Here is a 16,456-nt window from a genome sequence, read left to right as displayed (position 1 = left end):
TTCTTGACGACCATAGAGCATTGGAACCACCTGATCCCATCCCGAACTCAGCAGTGAAACGATGCATCGCCGATGGTAGTGTGGGGTTTCCCCATGTGAGAGTAGGTCATCGTCAAGATTGAATTCCAAAACCCCTGTCTGCTTGCGCAGACAGGGGTTTTGTCTTTCTGGGCTACCAATAGCCATCGTCGTAAAAGCCTTAAGCAAGCAGCTTCAACACATTACTCATCGCATCATCGGCAAAACCTTGAACGAATGCCTTGAAGCCCGGCAGTGCTTCAGCACCACCCTGTACCGGTTCGGCAATGATTGTCCACGTCGCGATGGAGCGGCCTGAACCCACTGGTTTCACCTGCATCGCCGCCCACAGGTTGGCTACACCCAAGGTGTTGTAAATCGTGGTCCAGGTCATGCTCAGCGCCTGATCATCGCGAGAGTTGAGTTGCTCGACCACCAGATTGCCGTCCTTGAAAAATTTCTTGCGTAGCGACGACACGCCTTCGCCGGTCATCTCAATGTGCGACAGCGCCGGGATGAATTGGTCGAAGCCTGCAAAGTTGCCGACTACAGCCCAGACTTGCACGGCATCGGCAGGAACCTCTACCGAGGACACGACGTGGCAGCCTTGCGGGTTTTTGATCAAAGTATCAGGTTGCAGAGTGCTCATGGTTTTTGCTCCGTTCTTGGTTGGGATGGATCAGATGAAATTGATTTCCTTGAGGTAGTTGCAGCCGCGTCTCAGCAGAGCCGGGGATTTCTCCGGGTAGCGCGCACCCATTTGGCACACGCCAGCCTGGGCGTTGTCGTGACCAATCATCGAGATGTCACCGATGTCTTCCTCGAAGCCGTTGAGGTAGAAACCCAATACACCGAACAGCGCGTTATCGCTGTCGACCCGCCCCAATTGCTGCTGCCAGTCGGCGACGCTGACCAGGGAAAACTCACGTCCCGCTTCACGAAACGACGCCACGTAGCTGTCCCAGCTCAGGGGCTCAGGGTTGTGCAGGTTGAACACCGCTTTTTGTGGCTGATAACGGCTGGCATGGAAGGCGATGAACCGGGCGAGGAAGTCCACCGGCATCAGGTCGAAATTCAGCGCGAGCTCCGGCACCTGGCCGAGCTGGATGGATCCCTTGAGCATCAACATCAAACGGTTCTTGTGTGGCTGGCAAACGCCTGAGAGGCTGTTGAAGCTGATGTTGCCGGGACGATAGAGGTTGACCTGTACACCGCGCTCACAGGCGCGCTGGAGGATTCGCTCGGCGACCCATTTGGACAGGTTGTACCCGTTCTTGATGTAGATTGGCGGGGTCGGTGCGGCAGGCACTTCAAGTACACGGCCATCGGCGGCAATCGTGCTGGAAGCCGAGAGTGTCGAGACGAAGTTGAAGATTTTTTTGCTGCGTCCTTCGCACAGTCGCAGGCATTCGAAAATCGGGTCGACGTTGTCCCGCGCCAGCGACTCGTAATCGAGTACGTGATTCACGTTGGCAGCGTTGTGCACCAGTGCGCCGAACTCTCGATCCAGCCGCTGGTAAATCTCGGTGCTCAATCCAAGTTGCGGGCGTGTGATGTCCGCCGCGTACACCCGCACCCGACTCAAGTCCAAATGCTCAAGTCGGTTCTCCTGCAGCGCATGGGCGAAGCGTTCGAAGGCCGATTGCCCATTGCCGTCACGGACCAAACAGGCAACTTCGCTGGCGCCCCATGCCAACAGCGCCTCGACAATATGGACACCGACAAAGCTGTTGGCGCCTGTGACGATCACCTTGTGTACATCGCCCATACGACTGATTGGCAGTGGCTGCACATCCAGTTCGCGCAAGGCATCGGCCATGGCCTGTTCGCTCAGCACTTCTTCGCTGCCGGAACCACGCACCAGCGTCGCCAGTTTGGTGATGGTGGGCAATTCAATGAAGCGGTTGATCGAGATGCTGCGGCCGAATTCTTCGCGCAAACGCAGGAGCATGCGCGACAGCAGGATCGAGTGACCGCCCAGATTGAAGAAGCTTTCGTCGGTGGAAATATCGCTGGTCGGCAGTTCGAGCAGTTCGGCCCAGATTTCCAGTAATAACGTCTCATCGGCGCTGGAAGGTAAGCGTCGCAGTGCGTTTTTGCTGATGCTGATCGGGAGTTCCAGCAGTGCCTTGCGGTCGATCTTGCCATTGCTGGCGTACGGCATGCTTGCCAACTCGGTCCACGCTACAGGCTGCATATAGTCCGGTAGATACTGTGTTGCATGAGCCTTCAATGCTTGCCGAGCGGTTCCGCGGCGGTCTTCCTGAGACTGGGCGAGGAAGGCCAGAATTCGGCGATGGCTGTCGATGATGACTGCCACCTGCCGATACAACTGGCTATCGCGCAGGCAGCGTTCAATTTCTTCCGGTTCGACTCGAAAGCCGCGAATCTTTACCTGGTTGTCGCGCCGTCCGCACAGTTCGATACCCTCGTGCGTCCATTTGGCCATGTCGCCAGTGCGATAGACGCGCAGGCTCTGGCCATCCGGCAGACTTAGGGTCAGATAACATTCGGCGGTTTGTTGTGGGTTGTTCAGATAACCCATGCATACGCCGGGACCTGCGATGTACAACTCGCCGACGGTCTGCTCGGCCACGGGTTGCAAAGCCTCATCGAGAATCAGTACCTGACTGTTGGTGATCGGGTCACCCAGGGTTCGATTGTTATCCCCCGCTTGCAGTTGTCGCGCAGTAATCAGCACCGTGGCCTCGGTCGGGCCATAGAGGTTATGGAGCTTGCCCTGACGGGTCAGTTGCTCGATCACCCAAGGCTCGCAGACATCGCCACCGGTCATTACGTGATCGAGGTTGCGCAGTTGCTCCAACGGCAGAATGCTCAGCAGTGCCGGTGGCAAAAAGGCGTGGCTCAGTTGCTGGTGACGGATCAGTTCCACCAGTTGCAATGGGTCACGGCGTTGATCCTCGTTGGGTACGATCAACTCGGCACCTTGCAACAAGGTCGGGAAAATATCGATCAGCGACGAGTCGAAACTCAGTGAAGAAAACTGCAGCACTCGACTCTGTTCGGTCAGTTGCACATAGTCGGCGTACCACGCAGTGAAGTGTGCGAGGTTGGCCTGGCTGAGCAACACACCTTTAGGGTGTCCGGTGGTTCCCGAGGTGTAGAGCGCCATGCACGGTGCGTTGAGATCAGGGCGTTGGCGCATCAGCGGTTGATCGAGATTCACCTCTTGAGTGTCGATTTCGGTGATATCGAGGCTCGGTATTTCTGTTGCCAGCGGATGCTGCCCGTCATGCAGTAGCAACACCGCGCCGGCGTTCGACAGGATGTACTGCTGACGTTGCAGCGGATGGCTCGGGTCCAGCGGCAAGTACACCGCACCGCTGCCCAAAATCGCCAGAATTCCCGCATACAGCGCACTGCATTTCGGCAGGCAGATTCCTACGAACACCGGACCTTCATGCTGATCGAGAAGGGGCAGCAATCGTTGTTGTATCGCACGGCTCAAGGCATGTAACTGGCGATAGCTCATAACGCTGTCTGCAACGTTCAACGCTGGCCGCTCGGCGCACTGGATGAAGCACTGTTCAAGCCGCTCAATCATCGGCACCTCTGCGAGTTTCAGCAGTCCGGGCTCAACGGTGGCGTTGCGGCGATGAACAAAGGCCAGGCTCTCAAGAAACAGCAGGTTTTCGACCGACCTGAAACGAAAAGGAGTCGCGGGTTCCGCCAGCAGGAAATGTTCGGCATCCCGAGCGTAGCGACTGACCAGCAGGGCCACGTGATCCACCAGTTCCATCACCGCACGCAGGCGCAATGCCTGACCATTGCCCGATGGTTCATCAGCGATCGGCACGCGAGTGAGCAACGTCGATCCCACTGTGCACAACAGGTCCAGCGTCGGCAGGCTCGAAGTGCCCGGCAGGTCGATCCCCAGTTGCAGCATCAAACGCGGTACATCAACTGAATCCTGCCAAGTCAGGCTGGCATCATCGATCACAAGGTCCGCGTGAGCCGTCGTGGGTTGGTCCAGCGTCGTCAGCCGTGTCAGTGCATGACCCTGTTGTTCGAGCTGCAGTCCCAGGTCGGTCAACGCCTGGCTCCGTCCAGCGAGCAGAATGTCGAGACGTCTCATGTTTCACTCCTCGTCAAATCAGGTAGTCGCTCAAGGCGGTTTGCACGCACGGCGAATCGAGCAGCGAACTGCTGCGAAAGAACCGAACGATATTGGCTACCAACGGATGGTGGCGGTTGATTGGAAACGCCAAGCTGGACACTTCGCTCTTGAGTGCATGGCGCGCGGTGTCGCTGATCTGCAAGGCGTCAATCAAGCGCAAGTCGAAAGACTTCTGAATGTCGTTGGTCAGGTAGTGGCCGATGAATACAGGCAGGATTTGCGCGATGCATCGGCGGTCAGCTTCGCTCGCGGTGTGCCAGTAGATGCGTACCATCCGTGACCAGAAGCCGGAGTGCCGGCCTTCGTCGAGCAAGTGATCAGCCATCAAGCCCTTGATCGATTGCTTGACCGTGTCGTCCTTGGCAAACGCTGCGACATCACCGGTCACGGTGTTCTCGGCGATGGCCACGCAAATCAGCTCCACGGCATTGCGCAGGTGATCTGGCGCGAGTGCGATGGCCGCTGGGATTGCCCGGCTCAACTCGATTTCATTGGGCAGGTCGAGGGGCGTGATGCCGGTCATGGCCACGGTTTGCTGCATGAAATCCATGGCCACCAAGGCGTGATAGTCCTCGTCCACCACCACCGTCATGGCGTCGTACCGACAGGCGAATGGAAAGGCCATGTCGAAGCGATTCTTGGCGATACTGCGAGCAGTCTTCTCGACGATCTCGGTTTCGAAAATCACCACATCGTTGATGAATTTATAAAGCGTCTGCACTAGGGCGAAGTCGCGCTGCTGGGGGCACTCGTGAACAAATGCATCGCTGAGTACCAGTGGTTGCCGGCTCAAGGGGTAGATCAGCTTGTCGTCGTTCTCCAGCATGCGACGAGGGCGAGTACGGATGGTGGCGCGGTTCTCCCAGGTATCGGCGAACGACAGGTAGTCGGCGGCGTTCATGCGTTCACCTCCGCCATCGATTCACTCATGCTCAGGCGCAGGCCATCCCACAGGGCGATGCGACTTTCCACGGCAGCGATGGCGCTGGCATACACGTCCTCCTCCCGTTGCGGATCGCCATCGACCAGCCGAGCAAGGAGTTTTTCCGCGGCCGGGCCGTGGTCTTCGGAATCGACTTCGATGTGTCGCTCGAGGTAGTAGCGAAAGGTCGGCGCCTGTTCGATGCCAATTCCCCAATCATCCAGAATGCGCTGGAACATCCGGGGGATCACACTTTCACGACCATGCAGAAACGCCGCCGCGACACTGTGGCCAGGCGCATGCAGAGCGGTGTTCAGGGTATGGCGCACGAACTGCGCGGCTGCCGGGTCGACTTCCACGCTTTGCAGCGCCACGTCATAGCTCACGCCTTCCTGTTGCAGTGCCACGAAGCGCTCGACCGCGACTGTGCTCGCGCCGATTTCACGCATTGCATCCAGGTACAGCTCGAAATGGCTGTAGTGCCCTTGAGCCGGACGGTCGTCGGATTCCTCGCCCAGCACGATCTCATTGATCAATCGCGCCGCCTGTGGGTCTTGCGGCGGTAGCCATGGCAATTGCGTGCAAGTCAGCTCCCGTTGCAGGCGTTTGGTCAGCGACATGAAATCCCACACTGCAAATACATGGGTTTCCATGAACCGCTGTAATACCGACAGTGAACGAATTTCGGAAAAGATTGGATGCACACTCAGTTCGGCTTTCTTTTGCTCAAGTTGCTCTTTATTGGGTTTCATCGGCGAACCTCTATGTTGTCTGGTATGAAGGCGCGATCAATCGTTGTTTGCTGTAAGAAATTTTCTTTTGGCGAGCGGGCGCCTCAATCGAATTGATCTCTTTTAGTTTCAAGTCTTTGTTGTGCGGCGCTACGATCGCTGTTCGAAGGCGGCGTAGAAAACTTATTACACAAATAAATAGTTGGGCAAGTTATTTCGTTAGCTATTTAAAGTTTAACTTTATTGGGTTCGACAAGTTCCAATAAGACTTTTAATGTAAGTTTTATTTGGGTGTAGTTGCTCCTTCCGTCTTATGTAAGTCAGAATTTTTAATAAAGAGTGAATGCCTCACTCGAAGCAACTTTCTAATCAAATTCGTTGAGGTAATCAGAGGGGGTGGAAGTTGACTTGGGATGTCGCCGAATCTTCCGTTCCCGTGGCAAGGCTCCTTCCGTAGTTTTTTGGTGCGGGGACTGCTCCACTGTTGCGCTGCGTCGCCCGTTCATGGGTTGTCGGCACCCCAAGAGTGAGCGTAATTCAAGGCAGCCGCTATCACCGAGGCCGGGGAATCGGAGGAGGCTGAAGAGAAGGGGAATTTGTAAGTGGATCGTTCGAGTTTAAGCGAGTGGCCGCGTTGCAGCCGACAGGGAGCCGGGCTCCCGGGTAATCGGGTTACTTCGAGGTTTTTTTGCTCTGGGCTTCAGGGCTTTCGAGGTAGCGGGTGATGACCTCGACCCCACGATTGAGGTGGTTTACGAGCAGCGTAACGGAGCCCTCGATATCCCGCTCTTCGGCGGCGCGCAACATGGCCCGGTGATCTTCCTGGGACAGTTTGCCCAATCCCATGGCTTCCAGATTGAAGCGCAGGAAGCGTTCTTCCTCGTTCAAGCCGTCTTCCACCAGTATCAGCAGCCGTTTATTGGGCGCCTTGCAGTAAAGCGACATGTGAAACAGGCGATTGAGCCGACCGATTTCGGTGTAATCGTGTTCCGTTTCCAGCGCGTCAATGTAGCGCGCAGCTTGTTCGAGGTCGGCGTCCTCGAGCAATGGGATCGACAGGCGCAACGCTTCGGATTCCAACAGGATGCGCAAGGCGTAGGTTTCCACGGCATCGCCCTGGACCAATGGCGCGACCACGGCGCCTTTATGGGCGATCACATTGAGCAGTGCCTGGGCTTCGAGCTGGCGCAGTGCTTCACGCACGGGCATGCGGCTGACGCCAAAGAGGTCGGCGAGGTCTTGCTGGCGCAAGGCGATGCCACAAGGCAGGCGGCCGTCGAGAATGGCCGAGCGCAGGGTTTGTTCGATGACTGAGCGTGCCAAGTGAGCGGGAATCGGCCCGTTGACCTTGATACTGCTAAGCGGGTTGGGCTTCTGTGTCACTACTACGCACCCTGATTGACTGATTTATTTTTGGATCCAGCTGACACTAGTAACTGCCTTACAGCTTGTCAAACGCGCAACCAGAGCGCCTCTTTTTAAGTCTAGCGCGCCCTGATTGATCTCACCGTGCCATTGTTTTTTATCGGCCTAACCTACACCATCAACCGCTTTCCACCTGCCTACCCAGGATGCCTTGCATTGGCGGTACGTTTTTTCCCGATTCCTCGACTTCTGCGCTGGCTGTCCTGCGCATTGTTGCTATCCGGCGTGATGCTGGGTGGCTTGCATGCCGATTGGGATTTCTCCTTGATCAGCCGCAGGGCGCAGGCATTGTACGGACCTTTGGGCGAAGGTCAGCAGCGTATTGATGATTGGCAACAGTTGTTGGCCAGCCAGAAACAGCTCAGTGAGCTGGAGCAGTTGAAAGTCGTCAACCGGTTCTTCAATAAGCAGCTGCGGTATGTCGAAGACATCGACTTGTGGCAACAGGTCGATTATTGGGAAACTCCAATCGAAGCGCTGTGGAAAGGAGCCGGCGACTGCGAAGACTACGCTATAGCCAAGTATTTCAGCCTGCGACATCTGGGCGTTGCCAGTGAAAAGTTGCGGATTACTTACGTAAAGGCGTTGCGCCAGAATCGCGCCCATATGGTGTTGACCTACTACTCGAGTCCAGAGGCCATGCCGCTGGTGCTCGACAGCCTTATCGATGCGATCCAGCCGGCCAGTCAACGGACGGATTTGCTGCCGGTCTACTCTTTCAATGCAGAAGGTTTGTGGTTGCCCGGTGCCAAAGGCAACCAGAAGGTGGGTGACACCAAGCGTCTGTCCCGTTGGCAGGATTTGCTGAAAAAAATGCAGGCCGAAGGTTTTCCGGTCGAGAAAACTAACTAGGAGCTCACGCTCAGATGTCTTTGTTCAAACAGTTATTGATCGCTATCTGTCTGTTCCTGGTGCTCGCCTTTACTGGCAGCTTCATGGTCAGCCTGGAGAGCTCGCGTACTCAGTACGTCAACCAGCTTCGCTCCCACGCGCAGGACGGTGCAACGGCATTGGCATTGTCCCTGACGCCGAACATCGACGATCCAGCAATGGTGGAGTTGTTGGTCAGTTCAATTTTCGACAGTGGCTATTACGCGAGTATCCGCGTGGTCAACATGACCGATGACAAAGTCATCGTGGAGCGCAGCGGTATCCCGGCGGTGAAGAACGTGCCTGACTGGTTCGTCAATCTGATCGGTCTTGAAGCGGCCGGTGGCGACGCCATCGTCAGCCGTGGTTGGGAGCAGGCTGCACGGGTCGAGGTGGTCAGTCACCCAATGTTTGCATTGGCCAAGCTTTGGCAAAGTGCTCTGGGCAGCCTGGGTTGGCTGCTGCTGTGCGGCGCGGTGAGTGCTGCGTTGGGCGCCTTGCTGTTGCGTCGACAATTGAAGCCGCTGGATTACATGGTCAAGCAATCCCACGCCATTGCTCGCCGGGAGTTCCTCAGCCTGCCCGATTTGCCCCGTACCCCTGAATTGCGCCGCGTCGTGCAGGCCATGAACCAGATGGTCGAGAAGCTCAAGGCGCTGTTTCAAGAGCAGGCCGAGCGCAGTGAAAAATTGCGAGTCGAGTCTTATCAGGACAACCTGACAGGGTTGGCGAACCGTCGTTTTTTCGAGATGCAACTGAACGCGCGCGTGACCAATCCCGAGCAGGCAAGCTCCGGTTATCTGCTGATGCTTCGGGTCAATGATCTGGCGGGCTTGAACCAACGCCTGGGTGGTCAACGCACGGATGAGTTGTTGAAGGCCGTGGGCCTGCAATTGTCTCGCGAGTGCGCCAATTACCCGGAAACGCAAAACCTCGTCACGCGAATTCGTGGCGGTGAATTTGCCGTGTTGGCGCCAGGGCTGGTTCGCGAAGAAGCCTTGCAGCTGGCGCGTAACCTCGACAGTGCCATGGCGAGCCTGCATGCAACGGGCGCCACGGACATTGCCTCGGTAGCGTCGATCGGCCTGGCGCCGTTTGTTCATGGCGACTCCCCGCAAGCGGTGCTCGGCCTGGCGGACCAGGCGCTGGCTCAGGCGCAAAGCCAGGGTGAGCCGAGCTGGGCCTGCCTGGAACATGGTGCATCAGCCCAAGTGGGTGATGATCACCATGCGTGGTACAACCTGCTCGATCAGGCGATGGTTCAACGGCGTTTCCAGCTGTTTTTCCAACCCGTGGTGGCGAGTCAGGACACGCAATTGGTCCTGCACTACAAAGTGCTTTCGCGCTTGACGGATACCGAAGGCCAGATCATTCCCGCCGGAAGCTTCCTGCCATGGCTGGAGCGCTTTGGCTGGACGGCGCGACTGGACCTGCTGATGCTGGAATTGGTACTTGAGCAGATGGCGGGTCATGAAGAGTCGCTGGCGCTGAACCTGTCTTCAGCGACACTGGCTGATCCGCAGGCGCTGAACAAGATCTTCGATTTGTTGCGTTCGCATTCCAATCTGGGGCCGCGTCTGACGCTGGAAATCGGCGAGGAACAAGTGCCTGAGCAAGCGGTGCTGGAGGCTCTGACGCGGCGTCTTCGTGAGCTTGGATTCTCGTTGAGCCTGCAACGTTTCGGCGGACGTTTCAGCATGATCGGTAACCTGGCACGGCTAGGGTTGGCCTACCTGAAAATCGATGGCAGTTACATCCGGGCGATTGATCAGGAGAGCGACAAGCGTTTGTTCATCGAGGCCATTGAGCGGGCAGCCCACAGCATTGACCTGCCGCTGATCGCCGAGCGGGTCGAGACAGAAGGGGAGTTGTCGGTGATTCGCGAGATGGGGCTCTACGGGGTTCAGGGACAATTGTTCGGTGCGCCCAAGCCCTGGCACTAGAACTTCGGGATGAGTGTGTTGCGCCCGTTGAATCAGAGTGGGCGCATCATCGTTGAGGTTTATCGTCGTAATGTCATCTGGAGCGATCACGCTCCTGCAAACGGGATTGGCTTAGATCAGTCCCGACTCTTCGTCATCGATCAATTGGCTCAATCCGCCCAGCGCCTCACGGGCCTGGGTCCGGTCCATGAGCTTGGCCTGTGCGGCCGGCGGCAGGTCGGTGACGCGGATCACGCCTTTACTGGTCAATACCTGGATCAAGTCGTCGAGTACCCGGATCATTTCCAGGTCGCTTTGCTTGAGTTGCTTGAGGCTGCCCTCAATCGCTTCGTTGGCGTACCAGGCCTGGATTTCATGATGGTCGGCTGGCAGCGTTTCCGTGGCTTCGGCATAGGCCGCGGCTTCCACACGCACTAATTGGCCTTGCGCATCGCGTTGCACGTAGAACATTGAGCATCCCTCGGAAATGAACCAGCATCATGCTGACAGCAGCTTAGCAACTGCAGTTGAGTATGCGGCCCGGTGACGAAATCGTCACCGGTGTGATTGTCGCAAACGTGACGGCCGCCCGGTTTTGACGGCCGCTTATGCAGCATCAGCTGTTGTTGTGGTCGATCTTGATGGTCGGATCGCTGCCGGCAATCAGGTTGTGCAGGTTGGCGCTGGACCAGTTGTTACCTTCCAGTTTGATCGTCACGTCCGCCTTGGCCGCTGCCGCATCGGTGCTGTTGAATTTACCGGCGGAATTGACTTGCAGGGACGATACGCCGTCCACCGTGCTGATCTTCAGATAGTTGTCGATGGTGCTGCCGGTTTCGCCCTGCAACAGATCTCGCAGGTCGATGCGATCGCCCTGTTCGGCATTGAAGTCCTTGATCACGTCGGTTCCGGTGTCGCCAGCCTTCCAGACGAACGTGTCGCCACCCAGGCCGCCAATCAGCGTGTCGTCACCCTTGCCACCTTCCAGCAAATCGTTTCCGGTACCGCCGAGCAAAATGTCATTGCCGGTGCCGCCATAGAGTTTGTCGTCGCCACCCGAACCGAACAGGATGTCATTGCCCGCGTCACCCAGCAGGGTGTCGTTGCCATCATGGGCGCCGGACACATCGAAGGCCGTGTAGTGCTCGGTGATGTACTGGTGCACGTTGCTGACAGTGACTTTGCTCGCGTCCACGCCGCTTTGCTGTGCAACGTAGGCTTGCAGCGCCTGGTAACCCTCGCCGGTAATACCGTTAAAGCTCACCAGGTCGCCGAACAGGATGTCGTTGCCGTCGCCACCGCTGACAGTGTCGTCACCCGGCATGGTCGCTTCAGTGTGACCGATGATCGAGTTGGCCAGATCTTTCGGATCGATATTGGTTTGCGGCTTATGGTCCGTATCGTACGGTTTCAGGTCGTTGAGGCTGACACCGCTGTTGATACCGATGGCTTCGACGCTCGACAGTTTGCCCAGCAGTGCGAAGGCGCTGTCTGAGTTGTCGGTGGTGTCCGTGGTGGTGCTGTTGCCGGTCCCCGCTAGGCTCGACAACTCGTAAGTGCCGTCGCCCTGGGCATGCAAATAGCCTAGCTCCTTGGACGACCAGCTACCGTCGTCGTCGCCATTGCCATTGCCATTGCCATTGCCATTGCCGTTGCCGTTGCCGTTGCCGTTGCTGTTGCTGTTGCTGTTGCCGTTGCCGTTGCCGTTGCCGTTGCCGTTGCCCTTTCCATTGCCCGATGAGGTAAAGGTATCGAGCGTCGCATAGCCGGCGGCGGATATGGTGATCTTGTGAGTGCTGTCGAGGACCAGTGTGAATGCCTTGCCAATCTGATAGTTACTGGTTGTGATCAAGCTATCGAGTGTCTTGTTGTCATACAGGACCGGATTGGTCTGCTCGCTGCTCTGGTAGTAGGTCGGCTTGCCGTCGGTAATGAAGTAGGTGAGGTTCTTCGCCCCGGTGTTCGCCACAGCTTCCGCACTCTGGAACCAGTTGGCCGTGGTTTTGAATACATCCTCGTAGTTGGTGCCGCCACCGGACGACATCGAATCAAGGACCCCCTTCAACAGAGTCAGTGCATTCTCAGCCTTGAGGTCCACCGATACGGACTTGTTGACTTGGGTATCGAAGTCCACCAGGAAGATTTTCACCGTGCCTGAATTGCTACCCAGGTTCTGCTTGAGGGTGTTGAACACCGACGTCAGTGAGTCCTTGGCGGCGCTGATCGACGAGGCACTCATGCTGCCTGAACTGTCGACCATGATCGCGATGTTGTAGTTGGTGCCAGGCACCACGGTCAGGCCGCCGATGTCGGCGACGATAATGTCGTTACCACCAGTGCCTACGACATTGTCACCTGCTGCGGTGGCAGTGACTGAGTTATAGACCGCTGGATTAATCGTGATCGGAATCTGCGTCGTATTGGTGGCCGAATCACCCTGGCTCTCGGTCGAGACTGCCGTGATCGTCAACGTGTTGGCAGTGGTGGAGTACGGTGCCGGGGTGTAGCTCAGCTTGCTCACATCCCACCCGTTGAGGTCGACGGCGGTGTTACCGGTCGAGGCGGTAAAGGTGTGCGTGCCGTCGGTCAGCGTCGCACCGACAGGGATGCCGCCGATCTTGGTAATGGTCTGGGTTTCAGAGCCATCTTTGTCCGCTGACGTTACCGTCAAGCCCAGCGCAATGCTGCCGTTCTCGGCTACCTGAGTCGTGGTGGCGGAGACGATCGGTGCGTCCGCGACCGCGTTCACACTAATGTCCAACGTGGTGCTTGAGCCGGTGTTGGTGGTGTAGGTCACAGTCGGAACCTTGCCGCTCCAATTGTCGGCAGGGGTAAAGCTGTAGTCACCGTTGGCACCGAGAGTCAGCTTGCCGACGTTCGCTATGTTGGCAGTAACCCCAGCGGTGTACTCGGTGCCACCAACGGTGAACTTGGACACGCTCAGGACGTTATCTACATCGCGGTCGTTGGTCAGTACGTTACCGGTGGCACTATTGTCCTCGCGGGTGTCGATGTTGAGGTCCGCAGTCAGCACGCTCGGGTCATCGACTGGGGAAACGTGCACCACCAATGGCAGCGAGGTGCTGGCTGTTGTGGCATTTCCATCTTTGGCGGTGGCCGTTACGGTCAGCGGGATGTCGCCATTGAAGTTCGTCGGCGGTGTCAGCTTGAGCGTGGACAGACTCCAGCCCGTCACATCCACTGACGTCGAGCCAATGGCGGCATTGAAGGTGTGGATGCCATCGGAGAGTTTGGAACCTGCCGGCAACCCGTTCAGCGTGATAGCGAGCGTTTCCGAACCATCGGCGTCATTGGTGTGGGCCTGGATGGTTGACAGCAGGATCGCATTGTCTTCAAGCCCCGAGTTGAGCACCTGAGTGACATTGATGTTGTCCAGCAGGCCGCCCAGGCTGTTGCTGTCCCCGGCGCGGAACTCGAGTTTCTGGTCGCCATCGGCAGTGACCGGCACGTCGATGCTGTAGTGCTGCATGCCCGGGGTTGAGGTGTTCAGGGTGCCAATGAGCTTGCCGCCCCAGTACACGTTGATCAGCGAATCATTCACGCCGGCACGGGGTGCATAGTCGAACGACACGTTGTAGGTGGTGCCGCCCTTGGCATCGATCGTGGTGTAGAGGTTGCTCGTATCGCCGGAATTACGTTCCAGTTCGATGACCTGATTATCGCCGCCGACACCGTAGGTGCTGGCCTTGCCGACTTCGACCATGCCACCGCTGTTGTCGGTGTGCCATGCGCCGTTGCCCAGCTTTTTGACATCAACGTCGCCATGGGTGCTGTTCAGCGCGACTTCCTGGAGGTCCGTCGAGATGACTATCCCTCCACCGGTCAGCGACAGGCTCGGGGTATCGGTTACTGGCGCGACAACGATGGTGCCGGTCGCCGAAGACGCCGAAGGCATGCCCCCGTTGTCAGTCGCGTTGTAGGTGAAGCTGGTGGTGCCGCTCCAGTCGCCGGTGGGCTTGAAGTAAACCGTTGCACCGTTGGCGGTTGCGGAGATCACGCTGCTGGTGGTCAGTACGATGGTTGCGGCGGCGTCTGCGTAAAAAATGCCATTGGCCGGCAGGGTGGTCAGGGTGAAGTGGTGGACGCTGCCGTCAATGTCATTTCCACCGAGCTGCACCGCGATCAAATGATCTTCATCGCCGCTTGCCGAGGTGGAATTGACGGTCGGAGCATCGTTGACCGGTTTGACCGTGATATCCAGCGTGCTGGTGGAGTGGGTGTTGGTGGTGTAGCTGATCTGTGGAACGTTGCCATTCCAGTTCGCGGCCGGGGTAAAGCTGTATTCGCCGTTGGTGGCGATCGTCACAGTACCTACGCCGGCGATCGTCGCGACTTGTCCCGCGGTAAAGGAACCGTTGACACCTTGCACGGTGAATGTCGCAACACTCAGGGTGCTGTCTACATCGATGTCATTGCCCAGCACGTTGCCGGTTGCAACGTGGTCTTCATCGACGGTATTGGTGTCCGCGAGCAGGACGCTTGCGTCATCGACCGGGGTGACGTGAACCACCAGTGGCACCGAAGTGCTGACGGGTGTGGCATTTCCGTCTTGGGCGGTGGCCGTAATGGTCAGGTTGATGTCGCCATTGAAGTTCGTCGGCGGTGTCAGCTTGAGCGTGGACAGGTTCCAGCCTGTGACGTCGACTTCGCCTAAGGTCCCGGTCACGGGGAAGGTGTGGCCCGGCGTGCCATCGGTGAGTACCGAGCCTGCCGGGAGGCCGCTGATTTTTACGCTAAGGCTTTCGGACCCATCGGTGTCGGTCAGTGCCGCCTTGATTGCGGACAGAGGAATGCTGGTGTCTTCGGCGCCTTCATTGAGCTTGCCGCCATCGTAGTAGCCTTCGCCATTGCTGCCGTGCAGGTCGGAAACCGTCAAGCCGGCCTTGATAAGGTCGGCGACGCCGGTGTATAGCGGCACGCCCGCGCTGCTCAGGTCGATTGCCGGGCTGCCGTTGACCGACAGGTTGACGTCATAGTTGCCCGGGCCGTTCTGATTGTGGTGGTAGATGTCCAGCGTGTAGTAGCCACTGGTGCTCGGAGTGAACGAGCCGTTCAAGTTGGCACCCGCGCCCCACGTCGTGGCTGCGACGTTTTTGCCACCAACGGTCACCAGCAGGCTGTCATCGCCGGTGCCGCTGAAGGTGTAGGTCTTGCCGGCTTCGAGATAGATCAGGCCGGAGGTTTTCGATGCGGTGCCTTGGGCAACATCACCATTGGATTGCACGTTACCCACGGTGCTGCTGGAGTTTGGTGTGCCAGCGGCATCAATTACCGATTTCAGCGTGTCGGTGGGTGCACCGCTTCCGCTGGTGCCCAGGTCCGCCAGGCCAGTCCAGACTTCCTTGATCAAGCCCGTCGAGGTTACGGCGTTGCTGTCGATCGTGAGGGTAGGCTTGTCAGACACCGGCGTGATGTCGATTTTCAGCGTCGCTTCAGTGCCTTGGTTGAAACCATCGGTAGGCGTGAACTTGATCTGCGCGTAATCAGCGGCCTTGTTGCCGATGCCCGAACCGCCGTAAGCGTCCACACCCGACTCGTTGGGGGCGGGACGGAACGTCAGTTTGCCTGCGGCAATATCGGCCTGGCTGATGGTCTGGCCGACGGTGACCTGCACGCCGTTGAACAGCAGGACGCCACCACCAATTTCCTGGGTGATGGTGATGCCGAGCGGGCTGTCGTTATCGGCGTCGGTGACGTGGAAGTCGTTCCAGCTCAGGGTAATTGTCGTGTCTTCGACACCGGTGACAGCGCCGCCGGCGGCCACTGGCGCGTGGTCGTTGTCGTTGATGGTGACGGTGGTTGTGCCGGTATCCAGCACCAGGTTTTCGTAGTTGTTTGTGCCGGTGACGCCAGTCAGTTGATTAACCACCGTCACTGGCTGGTTGACGTAGTGGTTGTCCTGGGTGGTCACCACGGTGCTGCCACTGATTTGGTTGGCCTCGATCCTGATCACGGTGTGGTCGGTCAAGGTAAAGGTCAGGCCACCGTGGTTGTTGACCGGCAGGCCATTGGCGTTAGTCAGGGTCACGGTGTAGGTGATCTGGCCGCCTTCGGTGACGCTGGAGCTATCCACCGTCAGTTTGGCTACCACGTCGTTGCGGGTGTCGTTGATGGCCACCGACGCCGGGCTGCTGACCACCAGGTTTTCCAACGCAGTGCCGCCGGAAGTCGCACCGCTGATGCCCAGCGTCGCGGTGCCGCTGTCTTTGTAGACGTCTTCGCCCTGAGGCAACAGGGTGTGGACCTTTTCCGTTTCGCCCGCGGCGAAGGTCACGGTCTGGCCATCGCTCAACTTCACGGTCAGGGCAACACTCTGGGCCTTGTCGAGCTTGATGGTGAAGCTTGGCGCCTGGTTTTCCAGCACCGCGCCGTTGCCGAGGACGGTGATGACGACCTTATCGCCCTGGTT

Annotated in this window: 8 protein-coding genes, 1 rRNA gene and 2 pseudogenes; 3 read left to right on the top strand and 8 right to left on the bottom strand. The window is 57.8% G+C overall.

Going from position 1 to position 16,456, the window contains the following annotated elements; genetic code table 11:
• Nucleotides 1-2 precede the first annotated feature (2 nt).
• Nucleotides 3-118, top strand: a 5S ribosomal RNA gene (gene rrf, locus ACRESJ_RS30980).
• 81 nt (nucleotides 119-199) lie between these two features.
• Here the strand turns inward: rrf and ACRESJ_RS30975 are convergent.
• The 5 genes from ACRESJ_RS30975 to ACRESJ_RS30955 form a co-directional block, all read right to left on the bottom strand.
• Nucleotides 200-667, bottom strand: a complete 468-nt coding sequence (locus ACRESJ_RS30975; RefSeq protein WP_431761304.1) for an SRPBCC family protein — start codon at nucleotides 665-667, stop codon at nucleotides 200-202.
• 30 nt (nucleotides 668-697) lie between these two features.
• Nucleotides 698-4,114 carry a non-ribosomal peptide synthetase gene (locus ACRESJ_RS30970; RefSeq protein ID WP_431761303.1) on the bottom strand — a complete coding sequence of 1,139 codons (3,417 nt, stop codon included), beginning with the start codon at nucleotides 4,112-4,114 and terminating at the stop codon, nucleotides 698-700.
• Between the two features lie 13 nt (nucleotides 4,115-4,127).
• The gene (locus ACRESJ_RS30965; protein ID WP_431761302.1) at nucleotides 4,128-5,057 is read right to left on the bottom strand and encodes a diiron oxygenase; all 930 of its coding nucleotides are present in this window, start codon (nucleotides 5,055-5,057) and stop codon (nucleotides 4,128-4,130) included.
• The gene (locus ACRESJ_RS30960) at nucleotides 5,054-5,830 is read right to left on the bottom strand and encodes a DUF3050 domain-containing protein (protein WP_431761301.1); all 777 of its coding nucleotides are present in this window, start codon (nucleotides 5,828-5,830) and stop codon (nucleotides 5,054-5,056) included. Before ACRESJ_RS30960 ends, ACRESJ_RS30965 begins: the two co-directional genes overlap by 4 nt.
• Nucleotides 5,831-6,481: 651 nt before the next feature.
• Complete coding sequence (locus tag ACRESJ_RS30955) at nucleotides 6,482-7,192, bottom strand: GntR family transcriptional regulator (protein WP_431761300.1); 711 nt, start codon at nucleotides 7,190-7,192, stop codon at nucleotides 6,482-6,484.
• A 198-nt stretch (nucleotides 7,193-7,390) separates the two neighbouring features.
• Here ACRESJ_RS30955 and lapG point away from each other — a divergent pair, with 198 nt between their 5' ends.
• Together lapG and lapD are read left to right on the top strand one after the other, a co-directional pair.
• Nucleotides 7,391-8,086, top strand: coding sequence for a cysteine protease LapG (lapG, locus tag ACRESJ_RS30950; RefSeq protein WP_431761299.1), 696 nt, complete (start codon nucleotides 7,391-7,393; stop codon nucleotides 8,084-8,086).
• 14 nt (nucleotides 8,087-8,100) lie between these two features.
• Nucleotides 8,101-10,047: a cyclic di-GMP receptor LapD gene (lapD, locus tag ACRESJ_RS30945; protein WP_431761298.1), complete on the top strand. Its 1,947-nt coding sequence runs from the start codon at nucleotides 8,101-8,103 to the stop codon at nucleotides 10,045-10,047.
• Nucleotides 10,048-10,158: 111 nt separating this feature from the next.
• On the opposite strand, the gene ACRESJ_RS30940 is transcribed toward lapD, so the two are convergent.
• The 3 genes and pseudogenes from ACRESJ_RS30940 to ACRESJ_RS30930 form a co-directional block, all read right to left on the bottom strand.
• Nucleotides 10,159-10,497 (bottom strand): tryptophan synthase subunit beta, encoded by a 339-nt coding sequence (locus ACRESJ_RS30940; RefSeq protein ID WP_431761297.1) that lies wholly within the window; start codon nucleotides 10,495-10,497, stop codon nucleotides 10,159-10,161.
• 145 nt (nucleotides 10,498-10,642) lie between these two features.
• A pseudogene (locus ACRESJ_RS30935) lies at nucleotides 10,643-13,132 on the bottom strand (type I secretion C-terminal target domain-containing protein); the annotation flags it as partial.
• Nucleotides 13,133-13,927: 795 nt separating this feature from the next.
• Nucleotides 13,928-16,435: pseudogene (locus tag ACRESJ_RS30930) on the bottom strand (immunoglobulin-like domain-containing protein); the annotation flags it as partial.
• Nucleotides 16,436-16,456 lie beyond the last annotated feature (21 nt).

The sequence above is a fragment of the Pseudomonas sp. genome, assembly GCF_050739655.1.
Classification (GTDB): domain Bacteria; phylum Pseudomonadota; class Gammaproteobacteria; order Pseudomonadales; family Pseudomonadaceae; genus Aquipseudomonas.
This window is presented reverse-complemented; position numbering and strand designations above follow the sequence as displayed.